The organism is Terrimonas ginsenosidimutans, from assembly GCF_022012415.1.
In the GTDB taxonomy this organism is placed as follows: Bacteria; Bacteroidota; Bacteroidia; order Chitinophagales; family Chitinophagaceae; genus Terrimonas_A; species Terrimonas_A ginsenosidimutans.
The window spans coordinates 93,300-112,039 of record NZ_JAKLTR010000020.1; the positions used below are offsets into that span (position 1 = coordinate 93,300).

Here is an 18,740-nt window from a genome sequence, read left to right on the forward strand (position 1 = left end):
TCACTTCAGCCTGACACGAACGGCGTTGGCATGCGCGTCGAGCCCTTCAGCAATGGCCATTTCTTCGATCACCGGAGCAAGTTGCTGAAGACCTTCCCTGGTAAGTTGCTGATAGGTGATCTTCTTCACAAAGCTATCTACACTCACACCGCTGTAAGCAGCAGCAAAACCATTGGTTGGCAAAGTGTGATTGGTTCCGCTTGCATAATCCCCCGCACTTTCCGGCGAATAATTACCCAGGAAAACCGAGCCGGCATTGATCACCCGGTCTCCTAACGACATTTCGTTTTCGCAGGCAATAATGAGGTGTTCCGCGGCATATTGATTTACCAGATCAATTGCATCATCGATTGAGGATAATACAACCGCGCGGCTGTTCGTGAGTGATTGCTGCGCGAAGGCTTCACGCGGAAGAAGGCTTACCTGGCTGGCAATTTCTTTTTTTACCGCTTCAGCGAACGGGGCCGAAGTGGTGACCAGCAAGACCTGGCTGTCAGGACCATGTTCTGCCTGGGATAAAAGGTCAGCTGCAACAAATGCAGCATTGGCAGAGTCATCGGCAAGCACACATACTTCACTTGGACCAGCCGGCATATCGATCGCCGTATTATCAGCCTGCACCAATTGTTTTGCACCGTTTACATACTGATTACCCGGCCCGAAGATCTTAGATACTTTCGGCACACTCTCTGTGCCATAGGCCATTGCAGCGATCGCCTGCGAGCCTCCCACTTTGAAGATCTTTGTAATTCCTGCGAGTTGCGCAGCAAACAGGATCGCCGGATGAACAGTACCATCCTTTTGCGGTGGAGTACATAAAATGATCTCTTTGCATCCGGCAAGTTTAGCAGGTACCCCCAGCATCAGGACGGTCGAAAACAAAGGAGCCGTCCCTCCGGGAATATAAAGACCGACCTTTTCGATCCCTACTGATCGGCGCCAGCATTTCACACCTGGCATTACTGCCACTGCCGGTTCTTCCGTCATCTGAAAAGAATGAAATGTCTCGATGTTCTTTTTTGCGGTCCCGATGGCCTGCTTTAAAGCATCGCTGATCAGGGAGCCCGCAGTGCTTATTTCCTGCTCAGTTACTTCCAGTTGCCCGATCGACACTCCGTCAAACTGCTGAGTAAATTGACGGAGGGCTTCATCTCCATTCTCTTTCACTTTATTTAATACCTGGCGGATCGCTTTTTCGAGTTGAGCCGGATCCTGCGTTGGCCGTGCAAGTATGGCTGGCCATTGAGTGCGCTCCGGGTGAATGATCAATTGCATATTATCAATTGTAGATCTTATAAAATCATTTTTTCGATCGGTACGACCAGGATTCCCTGGGCACCCGCAGCCTTCAGCTGCTCGATCAGGTTCCAGAAATCATTCTCATCGATCACGCTGTGAACGCTGCACCACCCGGAGGTTGCCAGTGGCAACACCGTTGGGCTTTTCATCCCCGGGAGCAATCCGATGATCTCGTCCAGCTTGTCGTTCGGCGCATTCAGGAGGATGTATTTATTATTGCGGGCCTGTTTTACGGAGCGGATGCGGAACAGGAGTCGCTGAAGGATCTGCTCCTGCTCAGCGCTCAGGCTCTGATTTCTGATCAGCACCGCCTGGGACTGCAGAATGGTCTCCACCTCTTTCAAACCATTGGTGAGCAGGGTCGATCCGCTGCTTACCAGGTCGCAGATCGCTTCTGCAAGACCAATGCCCGGCGCGATCTCCACACTTCCGCTGATCTCGTGGATTTCCGCACTTATATTATGTTTATCGAGATACTCCTGCAGTATTACCGGATAGCTTGTGGCAATTCGCTTACCCGCCAGGAACTGCCGGTCATAAGTCTCATTCCGGGTCACGGCGATCGAGAGGCGGCATTTTCCAAACCCCAGCTGCTCAAGCACTTCTACCTGCTTTTTCTTCTCGTACACAACGTTCTCTCCTACAATCCCAAGATCAGCCACCCCATCTTCAACGTATTGAGGGATATCATCATCCCGCAAAAAATAAACTTCAAGCGGAAAGTTGGAGGCGGTTGACTTCAGTTTGTTCCCTCCATTGGAAATATCGATTCCGCATTCTTTGAATAAACGCACCGAATCATCGTGTAAACGGCCGGACTTTTGAATTGCAATCTTGATTTTCATATACTTACAAATAAAAAAGGCTTACCAGTTCTGGTAAGCCTTTCAACGATTAATTATGTTTTAGTCTACATAATACCATCCCAGCTTACCGTTTGGCAAGATGATGATGATGAATATGGAGAATTACTGTCATGTTTATTGGTAGCGCAAAATTAGGAAGCATACGGAAACAGCAAAATTTTATTTCTTAAGAGTTAACCATTAAGAAAAATAGAAAATACCCTAAGGAATAGTTGGCGATGTCAAAAATTAGATTTAATATTGTCTCGGTTTTTCATAGGATATTGGATTTTAAAAACGGGGCTGGATTTTTATCCTGGCCCCATTTTTTTTACCAATGTTCGGGGTCGGTTTTTAAAACATCTTCTTTGAAAAATCTGCGCGTCATGCTTACATGAGCAAGTGCGTTCCAGATACGGTCTCAGCCCAGAGGCTTTCTATTATCCCCAAACAAATTGCAAATAATACTCTTTTAAAGCTTGGCCATCGGCCTTCCCGCATCGAACATCGATATCCCGGATCACGTGCAACAGTTATGGATGAGTTCATCAGCTTATGTTATCGATCGTCTATTCACCGCTACACTTCCGTTATTTTCCCGGGAGAACTTGTGTTTTTCCCATGGATTCCCTTTGACCTAAAGCGATATTTACAACAGAGAAATTTCTTAGTCACCGTCATTTTCAGGACTGGTGGAGGAGGGCAGTCCTGAAAAGGGCGGTGCGTTTTTTTTATTGCATCTATGATCAAAAAAAGGAAGAATGAGATAGGAAATGTGGAATGATACAATTGAAAAGTGGGCGACGACAGTCAAACGCAGCAATGCGGTTGCTGTCGTATACCCATTTCTGCCCTGCGCGCGCGGCGAATGAATTGCGCGCGGCGATGCATGGATCGTAACTCTCGAAGGTGTATGGATCCTGGCGCGCCACGGGAATATTACCCCGCGGGAAGGTATAGAGCCCCCGTGGACTTTACTAAACCTTTCCGAGATATCAACCTATGGAATCCCTCAAACCTTCCGTACCCACCAACCCTTTTTGCGAAATATCAACCTATGGAACCTCTGAGACCTCCGAAACTTTTAAAACAACATCAACCATCGAACACCAATACCCCGACATCAAACTTTTCCCGTAATTTGGCCTACTGACGATTTTTATGAGGCCATTACTTACTGCTTTGCTACTATGCATGTTCTTTGACGCCCGGAGCCAGAAGAATGCATCAACCTTACTGGAAGAGCTGAACAGGGCGATTAAGGACGCTCCTGTGATTGATATGAAAAAACAGGCGGCGATCACCCATATCAAGCAAGAATTCAGGGAGAGTAAAGATCCCCTTTCGCAATACAATACCTGCCTTCAACTGTACGAAGAGTATAAATCTTTCAAATACGACTCAGCCTATCATTATGCAACAACGCTTCGCGAAATGGCGGCCGTGCTTGATGACCAGGTCAGGATCGGTCAGGCAAAACTGAAGATCGGCTTCTCACTCGTCTCTGCCGGCCTTTTCAAAGAAGCAGCTGATTCTTTGAATCAGGTCCAGGTAACACGACTGCCCGACAGCCTGAAGATGGAGTATTACCAGGTGATCGGGCGGTTCTATTATGACCTTGCCGACTTTGGCAATGACAGCTATCACTCACCCGACTATGTCCGAAAAGGAAATGCCTACCTCGATTCAGCTCTTCGTTTTTTTAAACCAGGTTCTTTTCCAGACCGCTATTTCCGCGGATTAAAAGACATCCGCTCAGGCGACAACCTCAGTGCATTGGCGGTATACCGTCAATTGATGGAAGACCCTTCACTCACGCATCATGAAATTGCACTAACGGCTTCCACGCTTAGCGATATTTACATTCAAAAAGGAGAGAACGACACAGCCATTCTCCTGCTGATCAAAGCAGCTATTGCAGATATTCATTCTTCCACCAAAGAAACCGCCGCAGCGTTCAACCTGGCCAATCTTCTTTACAAGAAGGGAGATGTAAAAAATGCATCGCTTTGCATACAACTGGCTATCTCTGACGCAACGTTCTATGGCGCGCGCCAGCGAAAAGTAAAAGTAAGTGATATACTTCCGCTGATCGAGAGTGAGAAGCTTAGCCTCGTTGAAAAACAAAAGAAAACACTGATCACCTATGCGATCATCGTAACACTGCTCCTGGTAGGCGTCATTGTACTGATCATCGTTGTTCTACGGCAGGTAAAAAAGCTCGAAGCCGCGAAGAAACTGATCATGGAAGCTCATTTGCGCGACCAGGAGATCAACCAGCGGTTGTCTGAAGTCAACAACCGGCTATCGGAAGCCAATAAGATCAAGGAAGAATATATCGGCTATTTCTTCAACGTCAACTCCGAATTCTTCGATAAGATAGAACGGTTCAAAAAATCGCTGGAGCAAAAAGTAACAGACCGCAAGCTGGACGAGATCAAGTTCCTCGTGAATAATATCAATCTCCGGATGGAAAAAGAATACCTGCTGCAAAACTTTGACAGGGTATTCCTGAAACTCTTCCCCAATTTCGTTGCCGAATTCAACGCCTTCTTCACCCCGGATAACCAACTCGAACTAAAAGACGGCGAACTGCTTAATACAGACCTCCGCATCTTTGCCCTGATCCGGATGGGAATCCATGACAATGAAAAGATCGCCAGGATCCTCCAGTACTCCGTTCATACCATTAATACATACAAGACCAAGATCAAGAACCGGTCTTTTGTGAACAATGACGAGTTTGAAAAGAAGATCATGCAGATCAAAGGCCAGTAACCACTCCCCTCCGGAGATCATACACAAAAACGCTTCAGCTTCATTTTACCATGTTTTCATAGCTGTTTTCGGTCATTTTGTTCCGTAACGGGAGCTTATCTGATCGGCATTTGATGCGCCATCCTCCGTTCATCCTCCGTTAATCCTCCGTTAATCCTCCGTTGTTCTTCCGTTCATCTGCCATTAAATAACGGAAGATGAACGGAAGAATAACGGTACATGCACGGACGGTCATTGGACAAAGGCTGAGCGAAGCTTAGACTAAGACCGGATCAGGAGCGCCTAAAGAAGAGAATGCTCCGCCAGTGCTTCTTCCCGCAAAACCGGGTTACTACCCGGGTTCATTTTCACGCGTAAGACATAAGATGTGGCCTTTCTGGCATCATTGAATAGCCGAGATCTAAGACCAATACAGGTACACAGGCATTATATATAATTTATTTAAATATAAATTCAACTATCTGATAATCAGATTATATAAAATTGCGCAGTATCGTAAACATCTAATATTTTCTATAGTGCCAGCATAAAACTTGTTCTACCCTTCTCATTTTTTTTGTTTTGATTCAGAAACTGGTCAACCTGTTCCCGACCATTTCCAATCAAAATAATTGCTTGCATATGAAGTCGGTCCGGTCAATTTTTGCCCTGCTCCGTGGCGTACAAAATGCCCGGAAACCTGTTTATTCCTCACTCAGCCAGCCCGGCTTTTACTCCAGGCAATCATCCTTTCAAACCTTTTCAAACCTCAAAACAACTGTTCTATGATCAGAAAGCGATTGCTGTTCCAGTCTCTTATGGGTTTACTGTTGCTGCTATGCCAGCAATGGGTGCATGCCCAGAATAAAACCATTACCGGGGTGGTCAGATCCGATGGCGGAACTCCCCTGCAGGGTGCGTCTGTAATGGCAAAAGGTCAATCGGCCGGTGTTACAACAGACGACCTGGGCGCCTTCCGGATCACTGTCGGCACCGATGTAAAGGCGCTGATCGTTTCCTATGTTGGCTATGCCGACCAGGAAGTGACTACCGGATCAGAGACCTCTTTCAACATTACCTTACAACCGGGAACAAAAGGTGCTCTGGATGAAGTGGTAGTTGTCGGCTATGGCACACAGCGCAAGAAAGATGTTACGGGAGCGATCGGTTCGGTAAAAGGTGACGCGATCAAAAACCTGCCCGTCACCAACGTTGCAGAAGCGCTCCAGGGAAGGGTTGCCGGCGTTGAGGTCATCAAGTCGACAGGTGAGCCTGGCGCACCAACGCAGATCACGATCCGCGGCGTATCCAGTCTTAATCAGCCTCAGCCTCTTTATATTGTTGACGGGATCCGTCAGTCTGGTGATAACATCAACGTTCAGGATATTGCCACGATCGATATCATGAAAGATGCGAGCGCAGCGTCCATCTATGGATCTGCCGCCGCCGGTGGAGTGATCATCATCACCACCAAAAAAGGAACCGGAGGAAAGCCTGTAGTAAACTTTAACGCCCGTTACGGACTCACAACCCCACGCGTGATGAAATTACTGGGACGTGATGACTTTGTAAAGATCAAACAGCTTACACTGGATGGGAACTATGTCGGCCGCCAGCAGATCGACACGCTTCCTGATACGGACTGGGTGGATGAGATCTTCCGCAACGGCACGGAATCCAACTACAATCTTTCAGTATCAGGCTCCTCTCCCGCTGTAAATTATTTTGTGTCCGGCTTCTATAATAACCAGAAAGGCGTTTATCTCGATAACAAATCTTCTCTGGCCGGAGCACGTGTCAATACCGATATCAAACTCAGCAATAACATCAAGGTAGGCGAACAGATCTATGCATGGCAGCGTACAACTGCGCCGATTGCCATCTCTCCGATCAGTCCGCCTTTCCGTTCTGTTCCGATCATGCCTGTATATAGCGGCAGACCTGAAAATCCATGGGGGCAACAACCTCCCGGATTCGTCGGACCCAACCTCGTTGCACAGATCATGACAGCGGATAAAGATTTCAAACAAAGCAATTTCCAGGGAAATGTATTCGCGGAGATCAAGCTGCCACTATACCTGACATTCAGGACCAATCTTGGGTATACATACTATAACGAAGAAGATAATTATTACCAGGCTTCATACAGCACCGGTCCGGTCTCTGTTCCCGCCAATAGTTTATCTAAAAGGACCGGCTCCACAAGAACAACGTTCTATAACTACACGCTTTCCTTTGATCATACTTATGGCAAACATACCATCAATGCCCTGGCCGGGTATGAACAGTTCTCTTCTGTATTCAACGGCATCATTTCAAGCTCGACCTTTGTTGGAAGTTCATCCTACGCCTATCTCGTCACATCCGAGTCTGTGCTAAACCTTAGCAATGGCGGCTACGATCCGAATGGACTGGTCAAATCAATGTTCGGCAGGGTGAATTATGATTTCGGAAAGAAATACTTTGGAACCTTCTCAATCCGTCGCGACGGAAATTTCACTGTATTCGGTCCGGGTAATCAGTATGGCGTATTCCCGGCCGGATCCGTCGGCTGGAGACTCAGCGAAGAACCTTTCATCAAATCAGCATTACCCTCCTTTAATCTCCTGAAATTACGCGGCAGCTATGGCGTGCTGGGTAACAGTAATATCGAACCTTACCTGTTCCTGTCTGCCTATGATTATGCCAATGCGCAGAATTTCAACCCCGGAGGAAGTCCGACGCTCAACTACTCCCAAAACAATATTGCCAACCCGAATATCAAATGGGAGAGCATGTACGAAACCAATATCGGTCTCGATGGCGAAGTGCTGAATGGAAAACTATTCTTCAGTCTCGACTGGTATAATAAAACAACTAAAGACATGCTCTATGGTCTGCCTATTCCGCCAAGCGTGGGTATGCCGGGAGGTATTTTCAAAACGAATATCGGCTCTGTCAGAAACCGCGGATGGGAATTTGTTGCAGGATATAAAAACACTACAAAAGACTTCAGCTATTCAGTAAGTGTGAATGGGGCTTTCAATAAGAACAAAGTGCTGAACCTTGATAACATCAATGACAACCCGATCCTCGGGGGTGATAATAATTATGGTAATGCCACCTTTGGCATCATGGTAAATCAGCCGCTTACCTATACAAAAGCTGGTGCAGCATTCGGACAGTTCTATGGTTATAAAGTAGAAGGGATCTATAAAAGTGCTGAAGAAATTGCAGGACACCCGCAGCAGGATGGTTATACCGCGAACATCGGAGATCTGATCTATGCTGACATGAACAAAGACGGAAAGATCAATGACCAGGACCGTACGGTGATCGGCAACCCCTATCCCAAATTTGTCTATGGTGCAAATATCAACCTCAACTGGAAAGGATTTGACCTCGCCTTATTGTTCAATGGAGTGGCAGGTGTGGATATATTCAATGGCGTTGCCCCGTATGCAATGTCCCTGTTCAGCGACGGAAACACCACATCAAAAGTATTCAACGCATCATTTCTTGGCGAGAATGGTTTAACAGATCAACCGCGTATCGGTGTAGTGAACGGGAACTCCTTTACAGCAGATCCTAACCATAACTACTCTTACGCCAGCAGCTATTTTGTGGAAAGCGGCAGTTACCTGAAACTTAAAAACCTCCAGCTTGGCTACAACTTCTCCGGCAACTGGCTGAAGAAAGCAGCTATTCAGAATGCACGATTATACTTCATGTCCAATAACCTGTTCGTGATCACCAAATACAGCGGTATCGATCCGGAATTGGGAAGCCAGAACATCAACCTGAACGGCGGTGTGAATACGAGGGGCATCGATGCTCCGTGGAGATATCCCAATGCACGCATTTATTCAATCGGACTTGACCTTAGTTTTTAATTGCTGACTTCAAACTGAATCCCATGTTTAAAAAACTCATCATTATAACGATAGCATCCATTTGTATCATCGGATGCTCGAAAGACCCGAAAGATATTTCTCAAAAAGACAAATACAGCAGCGGGGAATACCCGAAAAGTCTTGCTGACCTCACTGGTATTCTCGGTGCTGCTTACGGAAACTACCGTTCATCAGAGCTGGCAGGGTTTCAGCTGAATTGCAAAATATTCGTCAACAGCGAACATGCGGCTGACCTCGCATACGGCGGCGATGCAGGATGGACAGAACTCGCCTTCAATAAACTGAGCGTATCTAACGGTAATGCCCAGGATCTCTGGAGAGGCCTTTATGTAGGTGTAAAACAAACCAATGCCTTCCTGGAAAGAGCAACTTTCTATGAGAAGAACTTTATGGCACCATCAGAACAGCAGATGGTCAACTACATGCGTGGAGAAGCTTATTTCCTGCGCGCATACTATTACTTCCTGCTCGAATGTTTCTTTGGAGAAACATATATCCGGAATGGCCAGGGTGGTGACAAACTGGGGGTACCTATCTATACAGAAATCCCAAAGACGCTTGCCGAAACACAACAAGGAAGGAAAACTGTCCGCGAGGTATGGGATTTCATCATCAATGATCTGAAGCAGTCCGCTTCGCTGCTTGATGGTGCTGTCTGGAGCGGATCAAGCAAAGGACGCGCGAGTAAGTGGTCAGCAAAAGCATTGTTAGGAAAGGCGTATGTATTCACACAGGACTGGCCGAATGCAAAGACCACACTTTTGGAAGTGATCAATGGCAGCGGAAAAACATTGATGCCATTTGCAAAATACAAAGACGCATTCAATGGCAACGCCGCAAATGAATTCAATGAAGAATCATTATTTGAGATCAATGTGGACCGTGTTGCAGCAGGCTATGGAATATTCGGAGACTTCCCGAACAAGAACCTTACAACAACGCAGGGAGTGATTTGGGCACCCAGTTGCGTTGGCACGGGTGGCACGGAAGATGGCGGCGACAATACACTGGGTTACTCGAATGAATTTGTACATGATAAAAATCTGCTGAGATTTGGATTCAACCTCCCGATCTATACGCTGGTTGCAAACCCTAACTACAACCCGGCAGTGCCGGCAAGCCCAACCAATACTCCACAGGTAATGGACCCGGTTACGATGAATGCATCAAAAGCTATGCGGGCGAACAAAACGGTTGACCCAAGACTGTACGTAAATGCATTGCAACCTTGGGTGGATACAGTCAAAATGGGCGGCGTGCTAAGACCTGTTGCCAAATGTTCCAATATCGGGGGCGGGATCAGGCAGTTCTTCCAGGGATGGAGTTTCAAGAAATATCAGACGATCGATGACAACGTGCACGCATACAACGCAGCTGACGCATCAAACCTGTACATTCTTCGGCTGGCAGATGTCTACCTGCTTTATGCAGAAGCCTGTATGAATTCAGGAGATAACCCTACAGCACTTGAGTACATCAACAAAGTAAAACGCCGCGCGTATGACTACCCGGTGAACACTGCATCACCTATCGACTATACCAGCCTTACCGCAGCAACGAAGGCAACTGATGCAAATCTTGCCAACAATCCTTTGCGATATGAACGTTATGCAGAATTATTCGCCGAAGGTCATTGGTGGTTTGATGTTGGCAGATGGCGCATTGGCGCAGGTGAAGCAGCTTACTTCAATGTGTTGCTACCAACAGGCGGCGCATCCCAATGGTCGGAAGCCCGTTCGTATTCCTTCCCTATTCCTTTTAGTGAAATGAGTACCAACGCACAACTGACTGGTCAGCAAAACCCGGGATACTGATAACTAATTGAAACAACCCGCTTAATTAAAAAATCAAACGTAAAAAGTAAAAAAGCTTCGCGATCTGATATATTCGCTACGATCAGCCACTTTTCTATTTTTTACGTTTGATCTTCTAATTGGTATAACACAACATCTTGCATGTACAATCTCATATATCGCACAGGCATCCTGTCTGTGGTGATCCTTTTTCTGGTTTGCGGAGATTCTCCACTCCCTGCCACTGACCGTACAGGAAAAGACATGTTGAAGAACAGGGATGAGCTCAGTTTGCCGGTTACCGGTAAGAAACTCGTGATCGCTCATTGTATGACCAATATCATCCGGTACAAAGGGCATAAGATGGAAGACAGCTGTAATCCTGAATTCTATCCTCCTTATGGAAATATAAGCGCATCGCTGGGTGGCCTAACGCAGGTGATACCATTGTCCGATTCATTCCTGGCGGAAGCATCGCTGGATGAAGCAGTGGAGTTTGAAATGAAAGCGGCAAAGCAAAGCGGGATCGACGGATTTCAATTTTATTATACACTCGGCAATGATAGTTGGGATGAGATCATCCGCGCTTACCTGCGGGTTGCAAAAAAGAAGAATATCGATTTCAAATTCACGTTCTGCATTTCACATCCCTCCGGAGGCACCGAAGATCTCCGGGTGGATGCATTCGGTCATCGCATTAAAAAGATCATGGACGAAGCCGGACATGATGATCCGCACTGGCTCCGAACACCCGACGGTCGGCTGATTTTATACACCTGGTACGGAGAGAGTCTCGCAGATATCCCCGAAGACCTTAAGGGCAAATCAGCTGCCTATTACATCGCCAATGCCTACAATAAACTGGAAAAGATCACACAGGAGAAATTCGCCTGTATCATTTCGATCAATGAGCAGATCTCGCAACAAAAACTGGATCAATACCTGGACTACTTTCCCGCCGTCTGGTTGTGGACACTTCCTTACACTGAAAAGTATATCGGGAACATGGTAGCAAAACAATGTAAAAAAAGAAAGCGCACGTTCACCGGCTCCGCGTTCTCCGGCTTCTATACCTCAAAGCTGCTAAAAAAAGGCACCTGGGATATGTTTCATTTCGCTGCCGATGCCGCAATAGCAGGGATCAGCAAAACAGAACGAAAATACATCGCAACAGGACTTTCGTATAATTTCCGTAAACAATGGGAATTTGGTATTCAGCAAGATGTTCCCTTATTCAATATCATCACCTGGAATGATTATCCCGAAGGGCATCATCTTGCTCCTGAAATCAATCATAATGATGGCTTTTCCATTTTACTCAATCACTATAAAGAAAAATGGAAGAACGGATCGTCACTTGTCACAGACAAAGATGTGATCATCGCTTTTTATAAAAAATATCATCAAAATGACAAACCCTCTCCTTTTAATATCCCTGTTGTTGAAATAGAAAAACGGGGCATCGATCTGAATGTAGAGGATTCAATTGAAGTTGTTACGATCCTCAAAGAAAACGGTGAGATCAACCTGAAAAATAGCACCAAGCCGGCACCGGCAGGGCTTCATGTAACTAGGTTTGCAGGCGAAGCAGGCGCTGTACTGATAACCCTTACCCGGAACAACAAAACGATCCGGCAACTGAACTGCCCTGAATGGATCACCAAACAGCCGTATCGCACAGACAGGCTCACCTACTCGTTCAGCACAGAATCCCTGAACACATTGCGAAATCTTTTCGGCACGGACAAACTTCCCCAATCGACGGAATACAATCCAACAATACCGGAAAATCATCTCCAATATTATAAATCTACTAATCCTGCTCAATAGAAAAACGATTCCCGGATATGAAAATAAACGCACTACAGATCATCACCCTTGTATACTTTTTCATTTGGAGTTTGTCAGCCAGTGCCCAGCAGACGCAATCAATTAAAAAAGACAACGTTCAGCTTAAATTCCGGCTGGATGATCAGGGATCACCCAGGTATAGTGTTCTATTTAAAGACAGGGACGTGATCAAAGAATCACAGTTGGGTTTTTCAATTGATACAGACAGCAGTTTTTATAAAGACTTCCATCTTGTGTCTGTTGAACAGAGGCAGGCTGACGGAACCTGGCAGCCGGTATGGGGGGAAGAAAAAAACATCAGGAACAACTATGAAGAGCTAACAATACACCTGAAGCACAAAAACGGTAAACTTCTCACTATTATTTTCCGTGCCTTTGCAGATGGTTTGGGGTTCAAGTATGAATTTCCCAAACAATCTTCTTTGAAATACTTTGTAGTGAAAGAAGAGTTGACGGAATTTAACCTGGCCGGAGACCACACGGCTTTCTGGATCCCTGGTGATTTCGACAGCAATGAGTACCGGTACACGACAGGCAAACTCAGTGCGATCGATAACCGGCCTGTTGTTGCAGCAGCAACAGATATCGCTGTTAAAACGGTTCCTGACCCTTTTGCTGTTCAAACACCGCTGATGATGAAATCCGCCGACGGATTATACATCAACATTCATGAAGCCGCACTGCTGAACTATCCTGCCATGCAATTGCATGTCAATAAAACCAATTATCAGTTGTCTGCCCGGCTGGTGCCCGACACATATAACAATAAAGCTTACCTCCACGCACCTGCGCAAACGCCCTGGCGGACGGTGCTGGTAAGTGATAAAGCAGCAGACATCCTTGCTTCCAGAACCATTCTTAACCTGAATGAACCCTCCAAAGCTGAAAATACGTCCTGGATCAAACCAATGAAGTTTGTTGGCGTATGGTGGGAATACCAGACTGGTAAAAGCACCTGGAGCTATTCAGATTATGCGGACAGCACTGACAGTAAAAAACAACTGATCCCTAATGGGCGCCATGGAGCTAACACCGCAAATGTAAACCGGTACATCGATTTTGCAGCAGCTAACGGAATGCAGGGTGTGCTGGTGGAAGGATGGAATACCGGCTGGGAAGACTGGTTCGGCAACTGGAAAGAAAACGTTTTTGATTTTGTAACCCCCTACCCCGACTTTGATGTTAACGCCATCACTTCGTATGCAAAACAAAAAGGCATCAGCATGATCATGCATAATGAAACCTCAGGGTCGGCTACTAACTATGAACGGCAACTGGACACGGCTTTCCGGTTTATGAACCAGTTTGGCTACCCTTCCGTAAAAACCGGTTATGTCGGAAAGATCATTCCTCGGGGAGAATATCATGACGGGCAATGGATGGTAAACCACTATGAAAGAGTTCTGCAAAAAGGAATGCAGCACAGGGTAACGATCGACGCTCATGAGCCGCCGAGACCGACAGGCCTTCACCGTACCTATCCCAATTTTATGGCATCAGAAGCAGGGCGTGGAAATGAATATAATGCCTTCAGCACGGGAAGTGCGCCTGAACATGAAACCATTCTGCCCTTTACACGGTTGATGGGCGGACCGATGGATTACACTCCCGGAATCTTCAAACTCAGGAATTATGCGGACGGTGCACCCGGGCGGCAGATGCATTCAACACTCGCAAAGCAGCTGGCACTGTACGTGACCATTTACAGCCCCGTGCAAATGGTGGCTGACCTTCCGGAAAACTATGAAGCAAAACCTGATGCATTTCAATTTATCAAAGACGTCGCAGTTGACTGGGATGACACAAAGATCATCGAAGCAGAACCCGGTGACTATATCACCATCGCACGGAAAGAAAAACAAAAGCCAAACTGGTTCATTGGAGCAGTGACGGATGAGCATAGCAGAACAGCTACTGTGCCGCTAAACTTTCTCGACAAGAATTTAGTCTACATTGCCACTATCTATCGTGACGCAACAGATGCTAACTGGAAAAATAACCCCGAAGCTTATACGATCGAAACATTCCGGGTGGATGCCAGCAACCTGCTAAAGATCAAACTGGCGGAAGGTGGAGGAGCTGCTATCAGTATACGACCCATCAACATGAGTGACGATCTGAAAAAGATCAGAAAATATAAATAGGAACTGCTTCAATATTGGTTTACTCCAAAAACCGTATCATTGGTGTTCTTTTATTGAACACCAATGAGCGACAACACAAAAAATATAAGCAAATTTCTAAGCCTCGTTCTGCGTCATAAACCTGAACAGATCGGTTTAACACTTGATCAGAACGGCTGGGCTTCCGTGACCGAACTTCTGGCGAAGCTGCATGCAAACGGCTCTCCCGTTTCAATGGAATTACTGGAAGAAATAGTAGATAGCAACAACAAGAAGCGCTTTGCTTTTAATAATGACAAAACACAGATCCGGGCCAGCCAGGGACATAGTATTGAAATCGATCTTGACATCAAAGCCTGCGAACCTCCTGCCCTTCTTTTTCACGGGACCGCAGAGAAGAACCTGGAAAGTATTCTTGCATCCGGTTTGAAAAAACAAAACCGGCAGCATGTTCATTTGAGTGATAACACAGATACGGCAAAAAATGTTGGTGCCCGCCATGGCAGACCGGTCGTGCTCCAGGTAAATGCAGGGCAAATGCAGAAAGATGGATTTACCTTTTATTTATCGGCAAATAATGTGTGGCTGACGGATGAAGTACCTGCAGTATACCTCGGCCTTCCGTTATGAACAGTGATAAATTGTTCAATATTGACGATGGGTCTCGGGTGTATAAAAAAGATAAGGTCAGCTTACCGGCGATCCTACCAATACCAGAACTGATCTGTATCAAACGATACGGCGATCACATCGCCCGCTTTCACTCCATGATGCATTGCCCGCGCAGTGAATGTGAAAGTATCTGCCCGCAAGGTAAGTTCGTCATAAGCGCCCATGAAGGCAATCGCCTCGACGGTAGCATCTATCGTATCAGCGCCGGCGCTCACGATTCTAACATCTTCTGGGCGAAAGAAAATAGTCTTTTCTTCCTGAACGCCGGATAGCTGGCGGAGCTGGGTTCCCTTCGCTGCGGGGATCAGGTTGAAAGAACCAAATAAACCGGCAACATAGGCATCTGAAGGTTGTCGGTAAACTTCGAGGGGAGATCCCTTCTGTACGATCCTTCCGGCTTGTATCACTACGATCTCATCAGCCCAGGAAAGTGTATCCATAGGATCATGGGATGCAAGCATGCAGGTGGTTCCCAGTTTTTCGCCGATATCTTTGATCACATTCTTCAGGATATTTTTATGGATCGGGTCGAGATTGGAAAAAGGTTCATCCAGCAAAAGCAGCTTAGGGCTTTTCGTAAGAAGCCGCGCAAGCGCGATGCGTTGTTTTTCTCCACCAGATAATTGATTGGTGCGTCTTTTCAGCAAATGATCAATTCTGCAGGTTCTGTAGAGCAAAGATGCTTCGCCGGGAGGAAGATCGTCTGCGTATTCCAGCACTTCATGCACCCACATATTATTGGGTAGTTCATATTGCTGGGATAGATAAGCAATGCCGGGATGACCGGGGATCAGTTTCTCCCAAAGCCCTTTTACCCTTACCCCTTCAAACCTCACCTCTCCCTGATCTGCCTGGGCAAAACCTGAGATTATCTTCAGCAAAGTGCTTTTTCCGGAACCGGTTTCGCCGGCGATGGCCACCTGGTGATGCAAAGGAACAGTCAGATCAATGCCGTTGATCACTGTATAATCATTCTCCTTTTTGCTGATGCCCGTAACTTTCAAAAAATCCATACTGTGCGAAAGTACTGTGAAACCTGGTCAGATGATCAACAAAAGATCATTCATACGATATTCCGGAAATTCCGGAATTATGTAGCGAAGACAGCTTACGAGCGGTATTTACAGGATCACTGCTAGCCGACCCTCCCGGGCACCTGTTCATTGATTCGTTTGAGAAGGTTGGAAATATCAAAAGGTTTTTGAAGAAATCCGTTTGCATGGCAGTCTTCGATAGACGCAGCCGATATATGCCCTGCTGAGTAAAGCAGTACAGGAACCTTGCTGAACTGATCCATTGCCTTCATTTCGCGGCAAAGTTCACGTCCGTCTGCCTCCTGAAGATATATGTCGAGTATAATAAGATCCGGACGATACCGATTTAGCACCGGGAAAAATTCAGTATGATCGTTCACACTGACCACCTCCATTCCATGGGTTCGCAGTACCAGTGTCACCATCTCCAACAGATCAAGGTCGTCATCTAATACCAGCACTTTGAGCATTTCGGTTATGTTTATTCAGTTCTTCTCAGCGTTGTTATTCTATTGGCTACAAAATCACAGCCAAAAATTAATATCGGACATCTGGGAAACGAATGGGCATTGGTTTACCTAAATTTGGGTAATATTTAAGAAGTCCCGGAAAATCAAAGAAATCCGCATGCATATCGAAAACCTTGATGAAAAGCAGGCTATGCTTGCAGCCATTATTGAGAATTCTGAAGATGCGATTATCAGCAAGAATCTTGACGGCCGCATCACCAGTTGGAACAGGTCTGCCGAACGGATGTTCGGTTATACGGAAAATGACGCTTTGGGGCAATTGATCTACATTATCATTCCCCAGGACAGGCACCAAGAGGAAGCGATGATCATCTCGAAGCTGAAGAAGGGAGAGCGGGTGGAACACTTTGAAACTGTCCGTAGAGCCAAGAACGGGAAGCTGATCCATGTTGCCATCTCAGTCTCCCCGATCAAAAATGGACAGGGACAGATCGTTGGTGCGTCAAAGATCGCCCGTGACATTACGCAGCAAAAACAATACGAAGAACGCCTTCAACTGATGCACTCTATCGGTAAAGTGATCTCTGCTCAACTTGATGTCAGTACCATTCTTCAGAAGGTTACCGATGCCACCACACTGATCGCCGGAGCAGCATTTGGAGCATTCTTTTATAATAAAACTGATTCTAAAGGCGAAGCTTATACCTTATATGCCCTGTCTGGTGCAAAGCGGGAAGATTTTGACAAATTTGGTATGCCGAGAAATACCGCCGTATTCAAAGCTACTTTTGAAGGCGAAGGTATTGTTCGCTCAGACGATATCACTAAAGATCCCAGGTATGGGAAGAACGCGCCGCACCAGGGAATGCCCCAGGGACATCTGCCCGTGGTGAGTTACCTGGCCGTTCCCGTTCTGTCACAAGGAGGGCTTCCCATCGGCGGACTTTTTTTCGGACATCCGGAAGCTGGGGTCTTCAATGAAGAACATGAGACTCTTGTTGCGTCTATTGCATCACAGGCGGCGATCGCACTGGACAATGCAAAGTTGTATGAAGAAGTTAATATCTTAAGCAATAAGAAAGATACTTTCATCGGCTTTGCCAGCCATGAACTAAAGACGCCGCTTACAACGATCAAAGGATATCTTCAGCTTGCGGAAGCATCCGAAATATCGGCGAAAGAGATCCTGCCGAAGGTCTCCAAACAATTGGCAAGGCTTGAAGGCATCATTGCAGACCTGCTGGATATCTCCAAGATACAGGCAGGCAAGCTTGATCTCCATTTCAACAAGTCAAGCCTGAAAGAGATCCTGGTTGAAAGTATTGAATCAGTTGATTTCACCGATCACATGATCGAACTTGATCACCCATCGGAGGATGTGGAATTGTTTGCTGACCAGCAAAAGATCACGCAGGTATTGGTAAACCTGCTCTCCAATGCAGTGAAATATTCACCAGCGGAAACGCGCATCACTGTTTCTGCACTCCTCATGGGCGATGAAGTGCAGATCAGCGTCAGTGATGAAGGCGAAGGAATTTCAAAAGAACATCTCACCAGTATCTTTAACCAGTACTACCGGGTTTCTTCCGGCAAAAAAACACCCAAAGGCATGGGGCTTGGTCTTTATATTTCGAAAGAGATCATTGAAGGACACCTGGGAAAGATCTGGGCAGAAAGTGAACAGGGAAAAGGATCCTCTTTTCATATCCGTTTTCCGGTCGAACGTCCCCGGTATCTCAACAGTTAACCTCTCAGCATCATAAAAACTGCGTATAGAAACGCCGGCACGCCCAGCAAGATCACCGCTATTACTAGTACGCATCCGCTTCCCGTAATGCTGTTTTTCCAGGATGTCTGCCTTTTTAAAACAGGCAGCTCACCCGGCTCTCCTACTTTAATATCAATTTCGTTTAGTTTAACAGGCACGGCGTACCTCAATACACGTCAACTTAAGGTTTGGCTGGTGTATAAGTAACGCGGCGGGCGCGGCGATACGCGGCGGA

12 protein-coding genes are annotated in these 18,740 nt (G+C 46.4%); 8 read left to right on the forward strand and 4 right to left on the reverse strand.

Annotated elements, in window-relative coordinates:
* Together hisD and hisG are read right to left on the reverse strand one after the other, a co-directional pair.
* Positions 1-1,275 carry a histidinol dehydrogenase gene (gene hisD / locus LZZ85_RS24100; RefSeq protein ID WP_237876128.1) on the reverse strand — a complete coding sequence of 425 codons (1,275 nt, stop codon included), beginning with the start codon at positions 1,273-1,275 and terminating at the stop codon, positions 1-3.
* Between the two features lie 17 nt (positions 1,276-1,292).
* The gene (gene hisG, locus LZZ85_RS24105) at positions 1,293-2,144 is read right to left on the reverse strand and encodes an ATP phosphoribosyltransferase (RefSeq protein ID WP_237876129.1); all 852 of its coding nucleotides are present in this window, start codon (positions 2,142-2,144) and stop codon (positions 1,293-1,295) included.
* Positions 2,145-3,305: 1,161 nt separating this feature from the next.
* Between hisG and susR the strand changes: the two genes are divergently transcribed.
* The 6 genes from susR (at position 3,306) to LZZ85_RS24135 (ending at position 15,191) form a co-directional block, all read left to right on the forward strand.
* A complete protein-coding gene (gene susR, locus LZZ85_RS24110) occupies positions 3,306-4,922 on the forward strand; it encodes a SusR family glycan utilization regulator (protein ID WP_237876131.1) in 1,617 nt (538 codons plus the stop codon).
* 764 nt (positions 4,923-5,686) lie between these two features.
* Entirely contained in the window at positions 5,687-8,773 is a 3,087-nt protein-coding gene (locus LZZ85_RS24115) for a SusC/RagA family TonB-linked outer membrane protein (protein WP_237876133.1), read from the forward strand.
* Positions 8,774-8,796: 23 nt separating this feature from the next.
* Positions 8,797-10,608 (forward strand): RagB/SusD family nutrient uptake outer membrane protein, encoded by a 1,812-nt coding sequence (locus LZZ85_RS24120; protein WP_237876135.1) that lies wholly within the window; start codon positions 8,797-8,799, stop codon positions 10,606-10,608.
* Positions 10,609-10,749: 141 nt separating this feature from the next.
* Positions 10,750-12,417 carry an endo-1,3-alpha-glucanase family glycosylhydrolase gene (locus tag LZZ85_RS24125; RefSeq protein WP_237876138.1) on the forward strand — a complete coding sequence of 556 codons (1,668 nt, stop codon included), beginning with the start codon at positions 10,750-10,752 and terminating at the stop codon, positions 12,415-12,417.
* Positions 12,418-12,434: 17 nt separating this feature from the next.
* Positions 12,435-14,582, forward strand: coding sequence for a glycoside hydrolase family 97 protein (locus LZZ85_RS24130; protein WP_237876140.1), 2,148 nt, complete (start codon positions 12,435-12,437; stop codon positions 14,580-14,582).
* 63 nt (positions 14,583-14,645) lie between these two features.
* Entirely contained in the window at positions 14,646-15,191 is a 546-nt protein-coding gene (locus tag LZZ85_RS24135) for an RNA 2'-phosphotransferase (RefSeq protein WP_237876142.1), read from the forward strand.
* Between the two features lie 74 nt (positions 15,192-15,265).
* On the opposite strand, the gene LZZ85_RS24140 is transcribed toward LZZ85_RS24135, so the two are convergent.
* Entirely contained in the window at positions 15,266-16,246 is a 981-nt protein-coding gene (locus tag LZZ85_RS24140; protein WP_237876143.1) for an ABC transporter ATP-binding protein, read from the reverse strand.
* Positions 16,247-16,249: 3 nt separating this feature from the next.
* On the opposite strand from LZZ85_RS24140, the gene LZZ85_RS28525 reads away from it, so the two are divergent.
* Positions 16,250-16,372: a hypothetical protein gene (locus LZZ85_RS28525; RefSeq protein WP_255724244.1), complete on the forward strand. Its 123-nt coding sequence runs from the start codon at positions 16,250-16,252 to the stop codon at positions 16,370-16,372.
* Here the strand turns inward: LZZ85_RS28525 and LZZ85_RS24145 are convergent.
* Positions 16,369-16,737 (reverse strand): response regulator, encoded by a 369-nt coding sequence (locus LZZ85_RS24145; RefSeq protein ID WP_237876145.1) that lies wholly within the window; start codon positions 16,735-16,737, stop codon positions 16,369-16,371. The two genes, LZZ85_RS28525 and LZZ85_RS24145, sit on opposite strands and share 4 nt — an antisense overlap.
* Positions 16,738-16,894: 157 nt before the next feature.
* On the opposite strand from LZZ85_RS24145, the gene LZZ85_RS24150 reads away from it, so the two are divergent.
* The gene (locus LZZ85_RS24150) at positions 16,895-18,484 is read left to right on the forward strand and encodes a sensor histidine kinase (RefSeq protein ID WP_237876147.1); all 1,590 of its coding nucleotides are present in this window, start codon (positions 16,895-16,897) and stop codon (positions 18,482-18,484) included.
* The last annotated feature ends 256 nt before the right edge of the window (positions 18,485-18,740 follow it).

Excerpts from the sequence above, each read along its gene's own strand:
- LZZ85_RS24115 (WP_237876133.1), top strand. The coding sequence starts at position 5,687 with ATGATCAGAAAGCGATTGCTGTTCCAGTCTCTTATGGGTTTACTGTTG.
- LZZ85_RS24120 (WP_237876135.1), top strand. The coding sequence starts at position 8,797 with ATGTTTAAAAAACTCATCATTATAACGATAGCATCCATTTGTATCATC.
- LZZ85_RS24125 (WP_237876138.1), top strand. The coding sequence starts at position 10,750 with ATGTACAATCTCATATATCGCACAGGCATCCTGTCTGTGGTGATCCTT.
- LZZ85_RS24150 (WP_237876147.1), top strand. The coding sequence starts at position 16,895 with ATGCATATCGAAAACCTTGATGAAAAGCAGGCTATGCTTGCAGCCATT.
- LZZ85_RS24140 (WP_237876143.1), bottom strand. The coding sequence starts at position 16,246 with ATGGATTTTTTGAAAGTTACGGGCATCAGCAAAAAGGAGAATGATTAT.
- susR (WP_237876131.1), top strand. The coding sequence starts at position 3,306 with ATGAGGCCATTACTTACTGCTTTGCTACTATGCATGTTCTTTGACGCC.
- LZZ85_RS24145 (WP_237876145.1), bottom strand. The coding sequence starts at position 16,737 with ATGCTCAAAGTGCTGGTATTAGATGACGACCTTGATCTGTTGGAGATG.
- LZZ85_RS24135 (WP_237876142.1), top strand. The coding sequence starts at position 14,646 with ATGAGCGACAACACAAAAAATATAAGCAAATTTCTAAGCCTCGTTCTG.
- hisG (WP_237876129.1), bottom strand. The coding sequence starts at position 2,144 with ATGAAAATCAAGATTGCAATTCAAAAGTCCGGCCGTTTACACGATGAT.
- LZZ85_RS24130 (WP_237876140.1), top strand. The coding sequence starts at position 12,435 with ATGAAAATAAACGCACTACAGATCATCACCCTTGTATACTTTTTCATT.
- hisD (WP_237876128.1), bottom strand. The coding sequence starts at position 1,275 with ATGCAATTGATCATTCACCCGGAGCGCACTCAATGGCCAGCCATACTT.